This is a genomic window from Salinispirillum sp. LH 10-3-1 (assembly GCF_030643825.1).
Lineage (GTDB): Bacteria > Pseudomonadota > Gammaproteobacteria > Pseudomonadales > Natronospirillaceae > Salinispirillum.
In genome coordinates, this window is record NZ_CP101717.1 from 715551 (window position 1) to 736321 (window position 20771).

Annotated in this window: 12 protein-coding genes; 9 read left to right on the forward strand and 3 right to left on the reverse strand. The window is 54.6% G+C overall.

The features are described 5' to 3' along the window. Window positions 1–17: 17 nt before the first annotated feature. On the reverse strand, window positions 18–629 hold the full coding sequence (locus tag NFC81_RS03165) for an arylesterase (RefSeq protein ID WP_304996089.1): 612 nt from the start codon (window positions 627–629) through the stop codon (window positions 18–20). Between NFC81_RS03165 and NFC81_RS03170 the strand changes: the two genes are divergently transcribed. Together NFC81_RS03170 and NFC81_RS03175 are read left to right on the forward strand one after the other, a co-directional pair. Beyond that, window positions 628–1323, forward strand: a complete 696-nt coding sequence (locus NFC81_RS03170) for an ABC transporter ATP-binding protein (protein ID WP_304996090.1) — start codon at window positions 628–630, stop codon at window positions 1321–1323. The two genes, NFC81_RS03165 and NFC81_RS03170, sit on opposite strands and share 2 nt — an antisense overlap. Continuing rightward, window positions 1320–3794, forward strand: coding sequence for an FtsX-like permease family protein (locus tag NFC81_RS03175; RefSeq protein WP_304996091.1), 2475 nt, complete (start codon window positions 1320–1322; stop codon window positions 3792–3794). The genes NFC81_RS03170 and NFC81_RS03175 overlap by 4 nt, the downstream gene beginning before the upstream one ends. A 278-nt stretch (window positions 3795–4072) precedes the next feature. Here the strand turns inward: NFC81_RS03175 and speE are convergent, their stop codons facing one another. Together speE and rnt are read right to left on the reverse strand one after the other, a co-directional pair. Further along, window positions 4073–4927 carry a polyamine aminopropyltransferase gene (gene speE / locus NFC81_RS03180; RefSeq protein ID WP_304996092.1) on the reverse strand — a complete coding sequence of 285 codons (855 nt, stop codon included), beginning with the start codon at window positions 4925–4927 and terminating at the stop codon, window positions 4073–4075. Window positions 4928–4991: 64 nt separating this feature from the next. Beyond that, entirely contained in the window at window positions 4992–5624 is a 633-nt protein-coding gene (gene rnt, locus NFC81_RS03185) for a ribonuclease T (RefSeq protein WP_304996093.1), read from the reverse strand. Between the two features lie 198 nt (window positions 5625–5822). On the opposite strand from rnt, the gene NFC81_RS03190 reads away from it, so the two are divergent. The 7 genes from NFC81_RS03190 to NFC81_RS03220 all read left to right on the forward strand — a co-directional run bounded on the left by NFC81_RS03190 (window position 5823) and on the right by NFC81_RS03220 (window position 20735). Next, the gene (locus NFC81_RS03190; protein ID WP_304996094.1) at window positions 5823–6692 is read left to right on the forward strand and encodes an OmpA family protein; all 870 of its coding nucleotides are present in this window, start codon (window positions 5823–5825) and stop codon (window positions 6690–6692) included. Between the two features lie 108 nt (window positions 6693–6800). Further along, complete coding sequence (locus NFC81_RS03195) at window positions 6801–8024, forward strand: argininosuccinate synthase (RefSeq protein WP_304996095.1); 1224 nt, start codon at window positions 6801–6803, stop codon at window positions 8022–8024. Window positions 8025–8495: 471 nt separating this feature from the next. Next, complete coding sequence (locus NFC81_RS03200; protein WP_304996096.1) at window positions 8496–10244, forward strand: TolC family protein; 1749 nt, start codon at window positions 8496–8498, stop codon at window positions 10242–10244. Window positions 10245–10330: 86 nt separating this feature from the next. Next, window positions 10331–12499 (forward strand): type I secretion system permease/ATPase, encoded by a 2169-nt coding sequence (locus NFC81_RS03205; RefSeq protein ID WP_304996097.1) that lies wholly within the window; start codon window positions 10331–10333, stop codon window positions 12497–12499. Continuing rightward, window positions 12496–13857: an HlyD family type I secretion periplasmic adaptor subunit gene (locus NFC81_RS03210; protein ID WP_304996098.1), complete on the forward strand. Its 1362-nt coding sequence runs from the start codon at window positions 12496–12498 to the stop codon at window positions 13855–13857. The genes NFC81_RS03205 and NFC81_RS03210 overlap by 4 nt, the downstream gene beginning before the upstream one ends. Beyond that, window positions 13854–14468, forward strand: coding sequence for a response regulator transcription factor (locus tag NFC81_RS03215; protein ID WP_304996099.1), 615 nt, complete (start codon window positions 13854–13856; stop codon window positions 14466–14468). Before NFC81_RS03210 ends, NFC81_RS03215 begins: the two co-directional genes overlap by 4 nt. 78 nt (window positions 14469–14546) lie before the next feature. Next, window positions 14547–20735, forward strand: coding sequence for a retention module-containing protein (locus tag NFC81_RS03220; RefSeq protein WP_304996100.1), 6189 nt, complete (start codon window positions 14547–14549; stop codon window positions 20733–20735). Window positions 20736–20771: the final 36 nt, after the last annotated feature.

Below are 20771 nucleotides of genomic sequence, written 5' to 3' on the forward strand. Positions count from 1 at the left end.
TCACAGCCCCTCATGGGTTAGCGCAGCGTGGCTGGCAGAATGTCGAGTACGTTTTGCAAAATCAACGGCTGGGCAGCAGCAGTGGGGTGAATGCCATCACTTTGCATCAAATCAGGGTCTTCCGCGACACCCTCCAGCATGAAGGGTAGGTAGACCAAGTCGTTGGCGGCGGCCAAGTCACCAAAGAGCGCAAAAAAGGGCTCGGTGTAACGTGGGCCATAATTGGGTGGGATACGTATACCCAGCAATATGACCTCGGTGTTGGCTTGGTGCGCCAAGTCGATCATGGCTTGCAAACGTTCTTGAATACCGTTGAGATCAAGGCCCTGCAATCCGTCGTTTCCACCCAGTTCAAGGACTAAAAAGTCCGGCTGGTAACGGTCCAGTAAAGCGGGTAGGCGGCTTAAACCGCCTCTGGTAGTTTCGCCGCTCACACTGGCATTGATCACGGTATGGCCCTTGGGCTCGAGGTGATCAGCCAGCAGGCTCACCCAGCCTTGTTGCGGATTGTTTAAGCCATAGGCGGCGCTGAGGCTATCGCCGAACACTAAGACGGATGCTGCGGACGCTGGCAGTGCGAGCACCAGGCAGCCCCAAACTAATAACTTGATGAAGATACTACGAACCATGACAGATAAAGCTCCTATCGTGCAGACTGTGGACCTATGGCAAACCGTTACTACCAGTGCAGGTACGTTGGATATCCTGAAAGGGATCGACCTCGAAATCAAGCTGGGTGAAAGCGTCGCCATTGTTGGGGCGTCTGGATCGGGTAAAACCACCTTGCTCGGTATGCTGGCCGGACTGGATACACCCAGCAGCGGTAATGTGCTGGTTAAGGGTCAGGATATCACACAGATGGACGAAGAGGCGCGGGCGCGTTTGCGCGGCGATCTGGTCGGCTTTGTGTTCCAAAACTTTCAACTGTTGCCAGCGTTGACCGCGTTGGAAAATGTCATGCTGCCGCTGGAGCTGAGAGGCGAGCGCGCCGATACCGCGCAGGCAGCAGAGTTGTTGGCGCGAGTCGGCCTGCAAGACCGCGGCCACCACTACCCGAAACAGTTATCCGGTGGTGAGCAACAGCGCGTCGCCATCGCGCGCGCCTTCGCTACACGTCCGCCGATTCTGTTTGCCGACGAGCCGACGGGCAACTTGGATACCGTTACCGGTGGCACCATTGCCGATATCCTGTTTGATCTGAACGAGCACTATGGCACTACCCTTATTTTGGTGACGCACGACCCGCGTTTGGCGGCGCGCTGTGGCCGTACCTATGTGATGGAATCCGGTACCTTGAAAGCGGCAGCGGAGGCAACTGCATGAGTCTGACGTGGCGCATGTTTTGGCGTGACTTCCGGGCGGGCGAATTGACGCTGTTGATTGTTTCAGTGGTATTGGCGGTCACAGTGGTGACCAGTATCGGTATCTTCGCTGAACGTATTCGCCAGACTATTTTCTCTGAGGCTAGCTCGTTGTTGGCCGCAGACTATGTGTTGTCCGGTTCTCGGGCAATACCCGAGGAGTGGTTCGAGTTTGCCGACGAGCGCGGTTTGGAACAAGGCCAAACCTTGTCGTTTCAGAGCATGTTGTTCGGTGAAACATCCAGTCAGCTGGGCGCTTTGCGGGCAGTAAGCGACAGCTTTCCGCTGCGTGGCGCACTGGAAATCGCCGATTCGCCCTTCGTCATGGGGGACGAGGTCGAAGCAGGTCCGCCACCCGGTGAAATCTGGCTGACATCTCGGCTCTTTCCGCTGTTGAATGTAGAAGTGGGTGATTACATTGGCGTCGGGGCGACCGAGTTACGTGTTGGTGCTGCTTTGATACGCGAGCCCGACAGCTCCACTGGGGTGTTCAATGTGCAACCGCGAGCCTTGATGAACCTGGCTGACTTGCCGGCGACACAAGCCGTGCAGCCAGGCAGCCGGGTGACCTATCGTTGGTTGTTGGCTGGAGACGCGACCCAGATTACCGAATTACGTGAGCAAATCGGTGACGCCATCGAACCCCACTACCGCTGGCGCAGTGCACGCCGTGCGAACGAAAACATCAGCGGGGCACTGGATCGAGCAGAAAGCTTTTTGTTGTTGGCTGGTTCTCTAGCGGTGGTTCTGGCCGGGGTCGCTTTGGCGATGTCGGCGCAACGTTATGCGGGGCGGCATGTAGAGACCGTGGCGCTACTGAAAACTTTGGGTTATCCCCCGTCACGCATCATTCGCCTCTACGGTGTTGGCCTGCTGGGGCTGTCGGTGGTCGGTATTGCCATCGGGCTGATGTTGGGTGAAGCCATTCATCGGGTGATCATCGCGCTGTTGGGCGACTTGTTGCCCGCGAACTTGGCGATGCATGGCTGGCAGGCTTACGGTCTGGGTGCTTTGACCGGCTTTGTTTCCTTGATGGGTTTTGCGTGGCCACCGTTTTACCGCCTACGTGACGTGCCGCCGGTGCGAGTGATTCGCAGCGATGTATACCAGCAGCCTAAGTTACTGTGGCAGCTGTGGGGCACCCTGGGGGTTCTGGTCATTGTGTATCTGTACAGCGGTGATGCGATGCTGACGCTGGCCATGGTGGTCGGCGGTGCCTTCTGTATTTGGGGCGCATCGATGTTTGCCCGGGCGTTGCTGTGGGTGATGCGCCGTTTTGGCAGCCGTTTTGGACGCAACTGGCGTTTGGGTTTGGCCAGTTTACAGCGCCACAGCCAGCAAAACGGTTTGCAGGTGGTGATCTTCTCGATCGCTCTGATGCTTCTGTTTACCCTAACGCTGATCCGTACGTCCCTGTTGTCCGAGTGGGAGCAGCAATTACCAGAAGGAGCACCCAATCATTTCGTCTACAACGTATTTGAAGAAGACCTGCCCATAGTAGATGAGTGGCTCAATCAGTATGCGGAAAATGAATCGCCAGCGTATCCGTTAACGCGTGGTCGCTTAATTGAGGCGCGTGGCGTGGATATCGACACCCTGACCGAAGACCTCCCAGATCGCAGCGATTTTGTGCGCGAACTGAACATGACCTGGTCGCCCGAGTACGGTAGCGATAACGTCATCGTTGCTGGCGAATGGTGGCAGGATTACGGGCAAGGCGATTTGTTGGTATCGGTAGAGGAGCGTTTTGCAACAGCGCTGGGTGTTCAAGTGGGTGACCGTATGGTCTACAGCGTTGGTGGTTTAGACATTGAAGCCACAGTCGCCAGTTTGCGCAGCCTGGACTGGGAGTCGTTTAACCCCAATTTCTACATGATCTTCAACCAGCCGCTGCAGGACGGCGCCGGGGCAACCTATTTGGTCAGCTTCTTTTTGTCTAACGACAACAAGGTCGCGCTGAACACATTGTTGCGTCAGGTACCGACGCTGTCGGTGATCGAAGTGGATGCTTTGATCGAACAAATTCAGGGCATTATTGCGCAAGTGACCCTGGCTATTGAGTTTATCTTGGTGTTGGTGCTGGCCTCGGGGCTGTTAGTGTTGGTTGCAGGTATACAGTCCAGTTTGGATACCCGTTTCCGTGAAAGTGCTGTACTGCGCACCATGGGGGCGTCGGCGTCGTTGGTGCGTGGTACTCTGTGGGTAGAATTTGGTGCGCTGGGCGCACTGGCCGGTGTGCTTGGCGCAGCGGGTACCGAAGCCATTCTGTTCTACTTGCAAGGCAATGTGTTCGGCATGGAGACCCGTTGGCATCCGCTGTTGTGGTTGATTGCGCCGCTTTCAGGAGTGGCGTTGATTGGCACCGTTGGCGTGTTGTCGACCAGTAAGGTTATTCGAACGCCGCCGATGCGGGTGTTGCGGAGCTGGGTATGATACGGGCTTGGTACGGCGGATGACGGGCAACTGCGTCCTCGGCAATTGCTCCTGCACTGCTCTACCTCCGGCATCCATGCCGTGGTGCGTTGCCCGCATACCATCCATCCCATGATATAACGCTGCGCTCTTCCGCCCTATGGTTGAGCGTGAGCTGAAGCCAAGACAAGGGCGCAGGGCGTATGTCTCAAAGCGCGCATTCGCGGCCTGCCGTTGAGCGCTGGAGACCTACCCCGAGAGCCCGAGCCGCCTGGTCGTCTGGCAACCATGGCGGGTGACTAACTCAACAACGCCCGTACATAGTTTGGCAGGGCAAACGCCGCCACATGGATGTCGGCATTGTAATAGCGTGTGGCAAAGCCAGCCGCTGCGATGCGCGGTGCTATATCCGCCGGTGTTTGCTGGCGCAAACTGGCATCGTCGGTGGCCCAAGCCAAGGTCATGAAACCACCAATGTAAGTCGGTACGGGCGCTACGTAGAAACTGGCGTCCTGATACAGCTTGCTCAAGCGGCGGTGCGTGTTGGTGACTTCCTGGCCTTGCATAAAGGGCACGCCGTTCTGTGCAACCATGATGCCACCGGGGTTTAGACAGGTCTTTTCGTCGGCGTAAAAATCCGAGGTGAACAGGACTTCGCCGGGACCAATCGGGTCTGTAGAGTCGGAAATAATCACGTCAAAAGTATCTTGGCAGTTGGCTACAAAGTCCTTGCCATCGCCGATCACGATATTGGCGCGCGGGTCGTCAAAAGCACCATCCGAATGTTTCGGGAAATAGGTTTTGCACATATCGATCACGCTCTGGTCGATTTCGACCTGCGTTACGTGCTCGACATTTTTATGACGCAAAACTTCACGCAAGATGCCGCCGTCTCCACCACCAATGATCAATACCCGGCGCGGGTTGGGGTGTGCGAACAAAGGCAGATGCACCATCATTTCGTGGTAGATAAATTCGTCTTTCTCTGTGGTCTGCACGATGCCGTCCAGCAACATCACACGCCCCATGAACGGCGTTTCAACAATTTCTAAATGCTGATGCTCAGTACGAAATTCGAACAGCAGTTCGCTGACTTCGAAGGACTGGGCGTAGCCATCATAAAGGGTTTCAGAAACGATTTTTTTCTCGGTCATGGTTGCAAATTCCGTTCAAGAGTTCCGGTCAAACGTAAGGTTGTGAAAGCGAGTAGGGCACCACTCAGTCGAGTGGCCAAGCACCCAGGTATTGCAGACGGTTTACCATGGCACAAAACAGCTCGGCCGTGCGCAGCGCGTCATAGGCAGCGCTGTGGGCGCTGGAGTTATCAAACTCAATATCGGCGACGCGGCAAGCCTTTGCCAATACCGTTTGGCCAAAAATCAACCCAGCCATAGAGGCTGTGTCAAAACTGGAAAAAGGGTGAAAGGGGTTGCGCTTGGCGTCTACTCGTTCAGCCGCCGACATAATAAAACCGTGGTCAAAGGTGGCATTGTGGCCAACCAAAATAGCGCGTGTACACTTTTGCGACTTTACTTCGCGACGAATCATGCGAAACACTTCTTCCAAGGCTTCGCTTTCATCCACCGCATCGCGGTCGGGGTCGTCTAGATTGATGCCGGTAAAATCGAGCGCTGATTGCTCGATGTTGGCGCCGGGAAAGGGTTTAACTTCAAAAGACAGTTGCTCGCCGGGCATCATGAAGCCTTTGTCATCCATGGTCAGCATAACAGCCGATACTTCAAGCAAGGCATCCGTGCGGGCATTGAACCCTGCGGTTTCAACATCAATAACGACGGGTAAAAATCCACGAAACCGCTCGGCAATCACCGGGGTATTAGAGAAATCAGACACTGAGCGTTTCCAACCTGAATATGGGGTAATGGTACGGGGGTGAGAGAAAATCGCAAGCATGATCGTAAAATATGCACAGTGTTCGTGGAATTGAGTATTCTGATCATTGTTCTGTTTCTGGTGTTTTGCGTAAAAAAGCACTTCAGAAAATAAAGCGCTGGCCGCTAACGTCCTTGAAGAACTACATAGCCATGGCCCATGAAACTGCTTAAACGCACCATTACAGCAGCTGCACTGACAGCTCTTGGTCTGCACAGCCCGGTGGCGGCTGTGGAGTTTGGTGCTGGGCTGCACAATACACAGTGGGAGCTCTATGGCGATGTGTTCGGTTGTTATTTCGTACAGCCGGTGCCGCGTTATGGGCGTGCTGTGTTCTACCATGAGGCCGGTGAAGACGTACGCTTTTACTTGGAAACTAATAACAACCGTATGCAGCCCGGACAGGCTGCCTTGGCTATAGAAGCGCCGAGTTGGCGCGCGTCGGCGATGACGTCTGATCTTGGGTATGTACGAGTCGCAGACACCATGCGCCCTATCACCGTGGAGCCACAGCGAACCTTTCGCATGATGGCAGAACTCGACGCTGGCATGTCCCCCGCGTTTACTCGTCAAGGGCGCGGGCTCGTTGAGCCTATTCGAGTAAAGCTATCTCCGGTCAATTTTCGTCAGCATTGGGATGAATACCAGGACTGCGTCAGCCGACTCCTGCCTGTGAACTTTGGCCAAATTGAGCGGACGCGTCTGATGTATCCGCCAGATGTCGACAGTTTAAGCCCTCAAGCGCGCGCCACGCTTAACAATATTGCACTCTATGTTGCGGCTGATCCGAGTGTGGTAGCGATCTACATTGACGGTCACAGCGATAATCGGAATACCCGTTACGACAGTCGGCGGTTGTCCGAACGTCGGGCGCTGCGTGTGTTGGACTATTTGGTAGATCGTGGCGTTGATCCGCAGCTCATGTTAGTGGACTACCACGGCGACCGCTATCCTGTGGGTAACAACAACACCGCCGCCGGGCGGGCGGAAAATCGTCGAACCACACTACGCCTGGAACGCCTCGACTAAACTTCAGTGCTTCCGCAGCCCTAGCATTGAGTTAGCGCCATCCCCCCCGTACAATACGGCACTCTAATTCCATCCAACAGCCAACCTTGCGGTCGGAGAGTCAATTTAATGTCTGATATTAAAAAAGTCGTGCTGGCGTATTCCGGTGGTCTGGATACCTCGGTCATCGCCAAGTGGATCACCGAAACCTACGGCTGTGAAGTCGTTACCTTTACTGCTGACTTAGGCCAGGGTGAAGAAGTCGAGCCAGCGCGCGCGAAGGCACAGGCGTTGGGTATTAAAGAGATTTTTATTGACGATCTGCGCGAAGAGTTTGTGCGTGATTTTGTCTTTCCCATGTTCCGTGCTAACACGGTCTATGAGGGCGAGTACTTGTTGGGCACGTCCATTGCGCGCCCGCTGATCGCTAAGCGACTGATTGAAATTGCTAACGAAACCGGCGCTGACGCCATCGCGCATGGTGCGACCGGTAAAGGCAACGACCAGGTGCGCTTTGAACTGGGTGCTTATGCATTGAAGCCCGGCGTTAAAGTGATTGCACCTTGGCGCGAGTGGGATTTAAACAGCCGTGAAAAGCTGATGGATTATTGCGAACAGCACAATATTCCCGTCGACTTCAATAAAAAAGGTAAGAAGTCCCCCTATTCAATGGATGCCAACCTGCTGCACATTTCTTACGAAGGCGGCATCTTGGAAGATCCTTGGGCGGAAGCCGAAGAGGATATGTGGCGCTGGTCGGTATCGCCTGAGGCGGCACCTGACGAAGCGCAGTATCTGGTGCTGACATACCGCAAAGGCGATATTGTCGCTATTGATGGTAAAGACATGACACCCGCTGAAGTGCTGACCTATCTGAACAAAGTCGGTGGTGAGCATGGCGTAGGCCGTTTGGACATTGTTGAAAACCGCTATGTGGGTATGAAGTCGCGCGGTTGCTACGAAACCCCTGGTGGTACCATTATGTTGCGTGCGCACCGCGCCATTGAGTCCATCACCTTGGATCGTGAAGTTGCGCACCTTAAAGACGACTTGATGCCGAAGTACGCCGAGATGATTTATAACGGCTACTGGTGGAGCCCTGAGCGTTTGATGATGCAGAAGATGATTGATGCATCACAGGAAACGGTGAATGGCGAAGTGCGGGTTAAGCTGTACAAAGGCAACGTCATCGTGGTCGGTCGCCAGTCGGAGGACAGTCTTTTTGATGCCAGCATCGCCACCTTTGAGGATGATGCAGGTGCATACGACCAGAAAGACGCCGAAGGTTTTATCAAGTTGAATGCGTTGCGCTTGCGTATTGCAGCGAAGAAGGGGCGTAGTCCACTCAAGTAGAGTAGTCTTGGCAGTGTAATTTTGAATGAAAAGGCACCTGTTGGTGCCTTTTTTGCTTCTAAGCAGTAGGAGTTAAAGTACCGGTGCTGTTTTTGGCGAAGTAAGGCGGAGTGTTCGCAGTGATTGTTCAATTTGTGAGCTGATTCACCTTTAATTGGCGTGCTAATTGATAATATGAACAGTATTCGGTAACATTATGCAATCAATAGTCAAAGAATTGACGAAGTTTGGTGTGCAGCTGTCGTTCTGCCCCGCACGATAAGGCAGGATGTGCTATGGCCCGCCAAGAAAATACTAAAGAGGCTTAAGTTGAAGAGCACCCCCAATTATTCATGCCAGTCATTCAAGCGGTTCCGCACAGTTGCTGGGGCCGTGCTTTGTGTGCTGGCGCTGCCGGTCTTGGCGCAGAGTTCTTCGACTGGCGCCCTGGCAATTCAGTCGTCGACAGCAGTAACACACAGTGACAATAAAATGGCGGTTGCTGAATCCGTCCAGCGTGCCTTGGAGTTTCATCCCGATGTGCGCGTTAAGATGCATGGTTTGGCGGCAGCAATGAGTGACCGTCGCGAGGCGTGGGGCAGCTATCTGCCGACGGTGGACTTCAATACGTCGGCAGGCATAGAGCTGCAGACGAACGACGATCGCGACCTGTATGACATTTTTTCTGGTGATCTTACGGTTACGCAAATGCTTTATCGCGGTTTTAGGACTCGCAACGAGGTTGAGCGGCTAGGGCATATTGGCGTTGTTCGCTACTTCGAATTGTTAGAGTCCGTGAATCGCGTTACCTATGAAACCGTGGTGGCTTATGAAGACGTAATTCGTACGCGGCGTTTGCTGGCGCTGGCGGAGGAAAGCCGTGAGCTGAATCGTCGGGTAAGAGAGCAGATTGAAAGTCGTGTCAATTCCGGTGCGGCCCCTCGTGTTGAATTGGAACAAATGAATGGCCGACTCGCGCTCGCAGAGTCTAACTTGTTGGTAGAAACGGCTAATTTGCACGATGCCATCGTACGTTATCGTCGACTCACCGGCCAAATGCCCGGTGAGAATATGCCTGTCAGTTTCTTTGATCCCAAAATCGTGCCAGATGATATACGAGGTGCGTTGCATAAGGCCTATCAGTCGAACCCTCGTTTTCAGTCGGCAGTTGCAAACGTATCTGTGGCGGCCTCTGCTGCAGATGTGCAGCGTGCGAGCTTTCATCCGGAAGTGTTCTTGCGTGCTCGACAGAATGTAGGCCGTAATCAAGGTGGCTTCGACTCGCGAGTTGAGGATTTCGGTGGGCGTACAGGCGTCGAAGTCGTGCTGTCCTACAATCTCTATCGTGGTGGTGCTGATGCCGCTGCACTCAGTGGTGCGCTGGACCGTGTAGAAGCCAGTCGCGATCGACGGGAAGACGCCTGTTTGGATCTGCGTCAGCAAACACAGGTGCAGTTTAACGATCAGCAACGCTTGCGAGATCAGCTGGCCTCGTTACGCCAACACCGCAGCTCGGCTGACTATGTTCGTCTAGCCTATCGTGATCAATTTGACATCGGGCAGCGTAGCTTGATGGAAGTGCTGGACATTGAGACCGAGTATCTAGATGCATCGAAGGCCTTGGTTAATGGTGAGCACGACTACAACATCGCTGTTGCTGGCACCTTGAACAGTATGGGTACTTTAATGCCTGAGCTGGGTGTGATGGCGCGTACCTTGCCTACTTTGGATGCTTTAGGGTTAACGCCGCCGGGCTCCGATAGTCCCGTTATGTGCACGCAGCTTGACCCAATGGATGCCATGGCGTTCATGCCTGCAGCACAAACCGAATTCGAGCTGCCGGACTTCACCACACAGGATATGCCGCCAGCGGAGCCAGTGGTTGTGGTGCCCGCCCTCGTGCTGACCTCTACAACGTCTTTTGATATGGGCAGTGTGACCTTGTCGGCCGCTGGTAGAGAGTTTTTGGGGCAATTGGCGCAGCAGATCAATACCATGTCTGAAATAGAGTCCGTGACCATATCAGGATACACCGACAGCACAGGGCCTGATCGCGTTAACCGCGAGATTTCGCAAGCGCGTGCCGATGCGGCGCGTGAATATTTGAGCTCTCTCGGCGTTGCGGCCGACGTCATTACAGCTATTGGTTATGGGCCAGACTCGCCGGTAGCGGATAATTCAACTCCGGAAGGGCGTGCCGCCAATCGTCGTATTGTGGTTGAGGTTCGTGGGCGTGACTGACATCATGGTGCAAATGACGTGGGTTCATCCAAGTTGTGGCTGAGCCTCATGGCCGCAGCACTCACTGGGTCCGGTTGAGGTAGTTGATGACCAACCAGCAGAAGCCAGAACAAGAACAACTCGGCGTGAAGGCTGCAGAGCAGCCGGATGCGTTGGCCGAATGCCTGTATAAGCTGGCGCAGCTGCATGGGCGAGTCGCCACGCGCGATGCACTGTTGTCTGGCTTGCCGCTGGTGGATGGAAGACTCACGCCTGATATATTCCCGCGCTCTGCTCAGCGTGCCGGTCTTTCGGCGCGCGCGGTAAAGTCGTCGCTGACGTCAGTAAATAAGGCCTTGCTGCCAGCGGTGCTGATTCTCGAAAGCAACCAAGCCTGCCTGCTTATGCAGATCGATCCTAAAGCCGGTGAGGCATGGGTGATTTACCCTGAGCTGAGTGACTCTGTAGTACGCTTACCAATGCAGGATCTGCAAGAGCAATACACCGAACGTTTGCTTTATGTACAGCCGGAGTTCCGTTTTGACTCCCGGACAGAGCAGGCTACTGTGCCGGCGGGTGAGCACTGGTTTTGGGGCGTTATGAAGAACAACCGTCGACTCTATGTCGATGTGCTCATTGCCGCTGTGTTGATCAACTTGCTAGCGGTCGCCATGCCCTTGTTCGTCATGAACGTATACGATCGGGTAGTACCGAATCAGGCGATAGAGACGCTGTGGGTGTTGGCGATTGGTGTTTTTCTGGTCTTGTGCGCGGATCTCGCTTTGCGTACGACGCGCACTTGGTTTGTTGATCACGCGGCTAAGCGTGCCGATCGCGAGTTGTCAGCTCGCATTATGTCGCGCGTGCTGGGAATGCGGCTCGACGCTCGGCCGCAATCGGCTGGGTCCTTTGCTGCTCTGTTGCAGTCGTTTGAGTCGGTGCGTGGTTTCATCGGTTCGGCGGTAGTGGTTGCCTTGGTGGACCTGCCTTTTGTTGTGCTCTTCGCCATCATCATCGCCATGATTTCGCCTTCCTTAGTTATCCCCGTTGTTGTGGGCAGTGTGTTGGTGCTTACCTATGCACTTTTAATGCAAGGCGCCATGCGTAACGTGGCCGATCAATCCATGCGCGCCAATGCACAACGAAACGCTACCTTGGTTGAGAGTCTGGTAGGCTTGGAAACCGTAAAAAGCTTCCAGGCCGAACAGCGACTGCAAAGCATTTGGGAGCGCACGACGGCGTATTTGGCGGACAAGTCCGCACGTAATCGTTTCTTCGCCGGCAGTATCGGTCACGTTGCGCTTTGGATGCAGCATACCGTAGCGGTGGCGATCATCGTTATAGGTGTGTATCTGGTGGGCGAAGGTGTTTTGACACAGGGTGGCTTGGTGGCTGCCTACCTGTTGTCGTCGCGCGCCATGGGGCCGGTCAGTCAGGCATCTTCGTTGCTCGGGCAGTATCATCAGGCATCAACCGCCTTGCGCGGCCTTAATCAGATGATGGACACGCCATTAGAGCGCCCCGTGGACGACGTGCGTATCAGTCGCCCCTTGGTCAATGGTGAAGTCGAGTTTCGTCAAGTCAGCTTCCGTTATCCCGGCGACGAGACGGACGTATTGCGCAACGTCTCGTTCAAAATCTTGGCTGGCGAGCATGTCGCCGTACTGGGGCGCAATGGCTCGGGGAAGTCCACCATCGAGAAGTTGATGCTGGGGCTCTACCAGCCAACTGGCGGGACGGTCACGGTTGATGGCGTGGATTTACGTCAATTTGATCCTGCTGAATTGCGCCGCAATATTGGCTACGTACCACAGGATATCACTCTTTTTTACGGCTCCGTGCGCGACAATGTTGTCATGGCTTTTCCGACAGCAACCGATGAAGAAGTTCTGCGCGCTGGAGCGATGAGCGGCTTGGCAACACTGACTGATCAACACCCTATGGGTTACAACATGCCTGTTGGTGAGCGTGGTGAACGTTTATCAGGCGGGCAGCGCCAGAGCGTGGCCCTGGCTCGTGCCATGATTCGCCAGCCCAACCTGCTGTTGCTTGATGAGCCTACCGGGGCAATGGATCATTCCAGTGAAGAGGATTTTAAAACACGGCTCAGTGCATACGCGAAAGGGCGCACCATGTTGGTCATCACGCACCGCACCTCTCTGTTGGAGCTGGTTGATCGAATTATTGTAATTGATCGGGGTGTGATCGTTGCTGATGGACCGAAAGATCAGGTGGTTGACGCGTTGCGCCATGGCCGCATCGGGAAGGCATCATGAGCGCGTCTCCTCAAGCCCCAAACAATACGGCGTCAGCTACACCAGAACCCTGGACTCAGGTGACTGGTCAGACCTGGGCCGACAACGCGGATTGGCTGCGCACTTCACAGCGCCCGTTGCGGGCCCGCGCGTTGTTGTACGGCATCTTGGGCACCTTGTCAGTATTGCTGGTGTGGGCTGCTTTTGCAGAACTGGATGAGGTGACGCGGGGTGATGGGCGAGTAGTCCCCTCGACGCAACGCCAACTGATTCAGTCGTTTGATGGTGGCGTGGTGTCTGACATCCTCGTTCGGGAGGGGGCGGTCGTTGAGGCCGGTGACTTGCTGATGAGTATCGATCCAACGCGTTTTCTATCTACCTTCCGCGAAAATCGTGTGGAAATACTGTCTTTGACTGCCCGTGCTGCCCGTTTGGAAGCCTTGGCCAATGATGTGCCCCTGGTCATGCCGCTGGAGTTGGATGAAGAAGCGCCGCGCGTTGCACTGCAAGAGCAACAGCTTTACAACGCCGCACGCAATGAGTTGGCTGAACGCAAGAACATAGCGTTCGAGCAACTGAATCAGCGTCGCCAAGAGCTCAACGAAGCAGAAGCACGCTTAGTGCAACTGACCCGTTCGCTGGAAATTACCACGCGCGAGCTTGGCATAGTGCGCCCCTTGTTGGCCAGTGGCGCGGTTTCAGAAGTCGAGGTGCTGCGTTTAGAGCGTGACGTGTCCAATGCCGAAGGTGAGCGAGAACAAACTCTGTCACGTATATCACGCTTGCGTGCGGCCGTTGCAGAAGCAGAAAGTACCTTTAACGAGCTTGAGTTGAATGCCATCAACCAGTGGCGGAGAGAGTTGTCGGATGTGCAAGCGCGCTTGGCAGGGTTGAGCGAAACCGCAACTGGCCTGGCGGATCGAGTTCGTTTTGCGGAAATACGTGCGCCGGTGCGGGGTATCGTGCAGCGTCTGTATGTCAATACGCTTGGGGGTGTCGTGCAGCCTGGCCGTGAGGTTCTTGAGCTGGTGCCCTTGGATGATCAGTTAATCGTCGAGGCGCGTATAGCACCGCAAGATATAGCCTTTTTGCTGCCCGGGCAAAACGCCGTGGTGCGGCTTACGGCATACGATTTTGCGGTATATGGTGGTTTAACGGGCGTGGTGGATCACATCAGCGCCGACACCATCACCGACGAGCGAGACAATACCTATTACTTGGTGCGAGTGCGCACCGAACTGAGTGACCAGGTCGCCGAGCTCAATATATTGCCGGGTATGACTGCGCAGGTGGACATCCTGACCGGCAAGAAAACCGTGCTGGACTACCTATTGAAACCGGTGTTGCGCGCGCGTAACACTGCACTGAGAGAACGATGAAACAACACTACTTTGTATCTGCCACAAGTGACTCCCACCCCCGCTGGGTGCAAGCGTTCGACGACGCCTTAATGATTCCGGCGCCGCCACCGGTCATGGATCGCGATACCGTTGTCTGGGTGCATACGTCCATGTCTAACTGGACCGATATTGTAGCCTCGGCAGTGCGTTGCGAAGCACGGGCGATTGTCTTGACCTTGGGGCCGCGGCAACCGGAGTTGATCGCAGCTTTGACTGCCGGGGCTAGGGGTTACGCGCATGCCTGGTCGTCGATAGACATTTTGCAGCAGATTGCTAAGGTGGTCGACAATGGCGGCTTGTGGGTTGGTGCTGACTTCCTTAATCAATTGGTCAGTGCGACGGCGGCACGACTGCAGGATGCTGCTGAAGATGATCATGCCGATGATGATCTACTCAGTACGCTCACAGACCGAGAACGCGAAGTGGCTCTGGCAGTGGCTGCCGGTGCTTCTAATAAAGAGGTGGCGCGCCAACTTGATATCACTGAGCGTACGGTCAAGGCTCATCTGGGTGTCGTCTTTCAAAAGCTGGGGGTTCGCGACCGCTTGCACCTGGCCCTGCAATTAAAAAACACCCATCCTGTCCTTTAGTACAATGTTCAGATGGCGTTGTGCCCGCGTAAACTTCAGCACATAGAAATATAATCGAATTACTCAAAGGCTCACACTATGACACTGGCAACCGTTGTTTCCGTAACTGGTACCGCATGGGTGCGTAACCCTGATGGCTCACTGAATGTCCTTGAATCAGGTACAGAACTGCAGCCTGGGCAGATCATTATTGCGGCCGACGGTATTTTGGTTGAGCTTGATTACGGTGACGGCGAAAGTGTGTACTTCCGTGGCGAGCAATCGCTGTTCTTAACCTCTGAAACCTCTAAAGACGCCTTCCTAACCGCTCAAGAAGCGGCATTGTTCGACGAGTCAGTCTTGGCTGTCTTGCAAGCGCTCGAAGAGGGTGGTGATCTACTGGATTCCTTGGATGCAACAGCGGCCGGTTCTGCTGACAACGCTTCTGGTGCTGCCACCTCTCGCGCCGCCCGTTTGTTCCAAAACAGCGGCAGTGGTGCGACGGATGAATTTGATTTTGGTGATACCGGTGAAAGTCAGATTGCGCAAGCCTTGGGCTTGGGCGGTACAGGCGGGCTGGATGATGAAAGCTCAAACAGTGACGAGACGACAGGCCTTGTGGGTGCTGATGATGATACTTCTGGCACTGGCACTGGTACAGGATCCAGTGATGTTGTAGCGGGCGACGATGATGCCACCGTTCCGGGTGATGGCGACGATGAAGACGGCGACGACAACAACGATACAACCGTGCCCGGTGATGACGACGCTGATGAAGACGGCGACGATGACGCTACCGTACCGGGCGATGATGACGCTGACGAAGATGAAGACGGCGACGATGACACTACCGTACCGGGTGATGACGACGCTGACGAAGATGAAGACGGCGACGATGACACTACCGTACCGGGTGATGACGGCGACGATGACGCCACCGTACCGGGTGATGACGACGCTGACGAAGATGAAGACAGCGACGATGATGCTACCGTACCAGGTGATGACGACGCTGGCGACGATGAAGACGGCGACGATGACGCCACCGTGCCGGGTGATGACGACGCCGACGAAGATCAAGACGGCGACGATGACGCCACCGTTCCGGGTGATGACGACGACGCTGGCGACGATGAAGACGGCGACGATGACGCTACCGTACCGGGCGATGACGGCTCAACAGAGCCGGGCACAATCAGTATTGATATTGCTGCAGTAGCTGAAACGCAGACCGTTGCCGAAATGCTGGCTACCAACCCTCGTACACCTATCAGTGTTGCGACAGGCGAAGCTGGCATGAATTTCACGTCGATGGGCATGATGGAAGGGGGTGACTCTTCGTTGAGCGTGTGGCGTCTGCGCAACGGTACTGACGAAGAAGTTACGGTTACCGTACGTGAAAACGGCGGCGACCATTTGGTGACCTATGTATTGCCACCAAATACAGACACCTTTGTTACTGGCCCTGGTGCTGGTACTTACATTATGGATTGGGAGGGTGGCAGTAATACTAAAGCCTCAGGTAACCAAACTTTCTCCAGTAACACTCAAGTTGATACAGGTTCAATGCTGATCAACGTAACTGGCGAGTCAACCAATGTCGCCGAAGGTGAGTCTGTTACTGTCACCATTACTGATGTTAACGGTGACATGGTTGAATTGGTTGGTGAGATTGGTGCTGACGGCTCGTTTGCGTTTGATGGTATTGACGTTACTAACTTGGCCGACGGTGAACTGACGATTGTTGCCACCACCACTGACGCCCAAGGCAGTTTAATTACAATCACTGAAACCACACAGAATCCTAACAGCGCGATAAGTGATGATACGGATGAAGACGGTGACGATGACGCTACCGTACCGGGCGATGATGACGACGCTGACGAAGATGAAGACGGTGACGATGACGCTACCGTACCGGGTGATGATGACGCTGACGAAGATGAAGACGGCGACGATGACACTACCGTACCGGGTGATGACGACGCTGACGAAGATGAAGACGGCGACGATGACGCTACCGTTCCCGGTGATGATGACGACGCCGACGAAGATGAAGACGGCGACGATGACGCCACCGTACCGGGTGATGACGACGCCGACGAAGATGAAGACGGCGACGATGACGCCACCGTACCGGGTGATGACGACGCCGACGAAGATGAAGACGGCGACGATGACACTACCGTACCCGGCGATGATGACGCTGACGAAGATGAAGACGGCGACGATGATGCTACCGTTCCGGGTGATGATGACGACGCCGACGAAGATGAAGACGGCGACGATGACGCCACCGTACCGGGTGATGACGACGCCGACGAAGATGAAGACGGCGACGATGACGCTACCGTACCGGGTGATGATGACTCCGACGAAGATGAAGACGGCGACGATGACGCTACCGTTCCGGGTGATGACGACGCCGACGAAGATGGCGACGATGACGCTACCATACCGGGCGATGATGAAGACGCTGACGAAGATGAAGACGGTGACGATGACGCTACCGTTCCGGGTGATGATGACGACGCTGACGAAGATGAAGACGGCGACGATGACGCCACCGTACCGGGTGATGACGACGCATTAGCTGCGAAAGTGACTGTCGTTTGGTCAAACGAACAGACGTCGAACCCGAACTTTGCTGAAGAGAACAGCTACACCCTGGGTAACCCTGACGCATGGGGCGAGGCAGTCACGTGGTATCCATCCCAAACGGGCCAGCCGGGTACAGTTAAAACGCGTTTCGATGATCCGAACAGCGTAAACATCGACCTGACCAGCCACTGGAACAGCATCAAGAACATCAGCGTTTCCAGTGAAGAAAGCGCCAACGTGACCATCGACAACTTTGTGTTCACGCAAGTGCACTTGGCTGGCGATGGCGAGTCCGTGGTCGTCGTGAACGACGCCAAGCGTGGTGACATTTCTACAGGCAGTGGCGACGACATCATTACGTTCAACGCCCTGACCAATAACGCGGGTTGGAGCAACGACGTTAAGATCGATGCCGGTGAAGGCAACAACACCGTCAGTGTCAGTGGCTCTAAAGGCCACACACTTGCCGCCATCAATACGGGATCAGGCGATGACAGCATCAATCTGTCGGGTGCTTTCAATACCATCCAGGTCACAGCGGCTGGCGGTAACAATACCTTTGACTTGAGTGCCGCGAGCTTCAATAGCGCAACCATCAATGGTGGCAATGGCGGTAGTACCTTCATCCTGGAGTCCACGCTTGACGGCGTGGTTCTGGTCGGTGGCACCGGTACAGACACTTTGCAGTTGAATCTGACAGCAGAGCAGATGACGGCTGAAGTGATTGCTGAACTCAAAGCATTCAGTGAGTCGTCGGAAAGCAGCTTCACGTTCACTGCAGTGGGCGACATCCAAACCATCGACTTCAATGGCTTAGCGCTCTTTGTTGATGGCGAGCCGGTTGACGTGGCTACTTTAACTATTCCGTCTGACGAAGACGTGACTGATCCTGACGATGATGCCGGTGAAGGTACATTACCAGGTGACGGTGAAGGTGAGGACGACACTGCGCCAGGCGATGAAGATTCCGACGAAGACGGCGAAGACGATACTTCGGAGCCGGGCGACAGCGACGATGCAGACCAAGGTGACGACGGTGAACCTTCTGAGCCAGGCGACAGTGATGGAGATGATGGTGTTGCTCCACCAGTCGTAGTGCCGACCCCTGTAATTAATGGTGCGGCCCTGAAAGTCGTCGAAACGACTGGTAAGCCAGTGTTCGAATTCGCTGGTGGCGAAAACTTCAACAACAAGGATTTCAATGGTGGGCATGAAGAGCAGTCATTGAGTTACAAAAACGCCAATGGATCTAAATTTGTACTAGGCCATGGTGATAACGTCGTACTGGTTGACGGGAATGCCAATGGGACCGAAATTGTTTCAGGAAATGGCAATGATTTAGTGGTGATTGGCGGTAATGGCAATGGTAGCAGCGTCAATTTGGGTGGCGGCAACAATACCGTTGTGCTGCAAGGTAATAGCTACAACAACATGACGCTGCAGGGTGGTCAGGGCAATGACGTGCTCTATCTGCCGGGTGATCAGTCTGATTACAAGCTAGATGCGTTGAACAACAATGACGGCGTACTCACTGGTCAGATAAAAAGTAACGGTCATAGCATGACCATTAATAACTTTGACCTGATTGTCTTTGCGGATGGCTCAACCCTAGGCAACGGAACAGCACCGGTAACCGGCGAAGAAACCACGGTGACTGTGGATGGCGAAGCCGTTGCAGGTCACACCGTTGAGGTGTACGCCAACGGCGAACTGTTGGGCACGACCACTGCGGACGAAAGCGGCAACTGGTCGTTTGACTACAGTGTCGACGGCGACGTAAACGGTGTGGCTTACACAGCGGTTGCAATTGACACTGATGGCAACCGGAGCGAGTTGTCAGACGCCTATGTCTTTAACGCAACTGACGTCAGCGAGCCAGAGATAGACGCAGATCCTGCACCTGTATTGACGGTCAGCCTTGGCGATTTGGCTTCGGAGTCTGAACAAGCATTTAGCAGCAACTTTGACGATATTCACGACCCGAACTGGGCTGATGACGTCAATACAGCGGGTTATGTTACCACTGGCTTGCAGTTTGTCAGCGAAGCCGATGGTTGGTTGCCGGTCGAAGACGGCGGTGTGATTGAGATCCGTTCAGTTGAAAACTCTGCCAGTGGGCAGCAGCACATAGAACTGAACAGCTCGGATATCATCCCTTGGGCTCATGCGCCAGGCATTATGCGGGACGTTGCAACTGAAGCAGGCTCTGAATACACCTTGGATTTCCAATACGCCGCACGTCCGGGCTATGGTCCAGATGTAAACGTATTTGAAGTCGTTGTTGATGGGGTGGTAGTCGGCACGTTCAGTGCAGACGGTACCGGCTCAACAGCGGCACAATGGCAGAGTGGCAGTGTGACGTTCATCGGCACCGGCGAGCCACAAACCATAGTGTTGCGTGAGGCATCAGACAACGACCAAGGCTTGGGTCGGGGCATGTTGTTGGATGACATCACACTGACATCAACCAGTCAGCGTGCTGACATTCAACTGCATACGGAAGCCGCTGACGGCGCTGAAGTGGCGTACAGCATCACGGGATTACCCGAGGGTGCTGGCCTGTACAATACGGACGGAGTCTTGGTGGCCAATGAACAGGGCGTTTGGACGCTAACGGCGGCACAAGCAGAAGGCCTTTACATGACCGTGCCTGTAGGCACCAGTGGTGAGTTCAACATCGAAGTCACTGTTACAGCCACTACAGAGCAGGGTAGCCAAAGCGCCACCGAAACGCTGATGTGGGTTGTCGGTGATGTCGTAGAAGACACCTCGATCACGGTAATGAACCTAAGCAGCCAAGCCGGATACCACAATTCCTATGGTTTCTATACCAAGGATGAAGACGGTAACCCAGTCGACGGTCAGATCATCTGGGCGGATGTGAAGGAAAAGGAAAGCATAGGCCAAGCGGTCACATTAGACGGCTACGCAGAAGACGACATCGGGTTCTTCCTGATATCTAACGGCGGCAACCTGAATAGCTATACCGATGGTGATGCAGTGACCTTCCAGCAAGTAAATGGCGTCTGGGTAGCCGGTACAGAAGTGAACGGCCAGTTCCAAGCCTTTTCCAGTGATAACGGCGGCGGCACCTACTTCTCCGACGCCAGCTTGAACCCGGATGGCGTTGTGAAAGTAAAGAACACCGACGACGCTGGTAACCAGAACTGGGAAGACATGGTCGCCACTGGCGACAACGACTTCAATGATTTCAATGTTCAAGTTGTTGTGCACACCGGTGAAACTGATCACTTGGTGACCGGTACGGCAGGCAGCGACACGCTGAACGCAACCCAAGGCAATTCCACCTTGATCGGCGGCCTAGGTGCGGACACCTTTGCTTGGACATTGGCCGACGTTGGTTCGGCAGACGAGCCTTACTTGGACGTTGTTGCCGACTTCACGCTGGGCCAGTTCGGCGCGTCTTCGGAAGCCGATCGACTGGATCTGAGTGAGTTATTGCAGGTTGAGAACCCGAATGATCTGGTTAACTACCTGCACTTCGAGCACTCCGACGAAGGTACCGTGGTGCAAATCAGCAGCACAGGTGCATTCACTGATGGCAGCTATGATGCCGGCGCGGTGGATCAAACCATCGTGTTGCAAGGTATTGATTTCAGCGGCATGAACAACGCAGAAATCATTCAACAGTTGTTGGACAACAAGCAGTTATTGATCGACAATTGATCTTAGATCAATATGGCAGGGCGGGTACAGATACCC

What these genes read in the sequence shown, in the direction of transcription:
- NFC81_RS03170 (WP_304996090.1), top strand. Translation starts at nt 628, where the DNA reads ATGACAGATAAAGCTCCTATCGTGCAGACTGTGGACCTATGGCAAACC.
- NFC81_RS03165 (WP_304996089.1), bottom strand. Translation starts at nt 629, where the DNA reads ATGGTTCGTAGTATCTTCATCAAGTTATTAGTTTGGGGCTGCCTGGTG.
- NFC81_RS03175 (WP_304996091.1), top strand. Translation starts at nt 1,320, where the DNA reads ATGAGTCTGACGTGGCGCATGTTTTGGCGTGACTTCCGGGCGGGCGAA.
- speE (WP_304996092.1), bottom strand. Translation starts at nt 4,927, where the DNA reads ATGACCGAGAAAAAAATCGTTTCTGAAACCCTTTATGATGGCTACGCC.
- NFC81_RS03190 (WP_304996094.1), top strand. Translation starts at nt 5,823, where the DNA reads ATGAAACTGCTTAAACGCACCATTACAGCAGCTGCACTGACAGCTCTT.
- NFC81_RS03195 (WP_304996095.1), top strand. Translation starts at nt 6,801, where the DNA reads ATGTCTGATATTAAAAAAGTCGTGCTGGCGTATTCCGGTGGTCTGGAT.
- NFC81_RS03200 (WP_304996096.1), top strand. Translation starts at nt 8,496, where the DNA reads ATGGCGGTTGCTGAATCCGTCCAGCGTGCCTTGGAGTTTCATCCCGAT.
- NFC81_RS03205 (WP_304996097.1), top strand. Translation starts at nt 10,331, where the DNA reads ATGACCAACCAGCAGAAGCCAGAACAAGAACAACTCGGCGTGAAGGCT.
- NFC81_RS03210 (WP_304996098.1), top strand. Translation starts at nt 12,496, where the DNA reads ATGAGCGCGTCTCCTCAAGCCCCAAACAATACGGCGTCAGCTACACCA.
- NFC81_RS03215 (WP_304996099.1), top strand. Translation starts at nt 13,854, where the DNA reads ATGAAACAACACTACTTTGTATCTGCCACAAGTGACTCCCACCCCCGC.
- NFC81_RS03220 (WP_304996100.1), top strand. Translation starts at nt 14,547, where the DNA reads ATGACACTGGCAACCGTTGTTTCCGTAACTGGTACCGCATGGGTGCGT.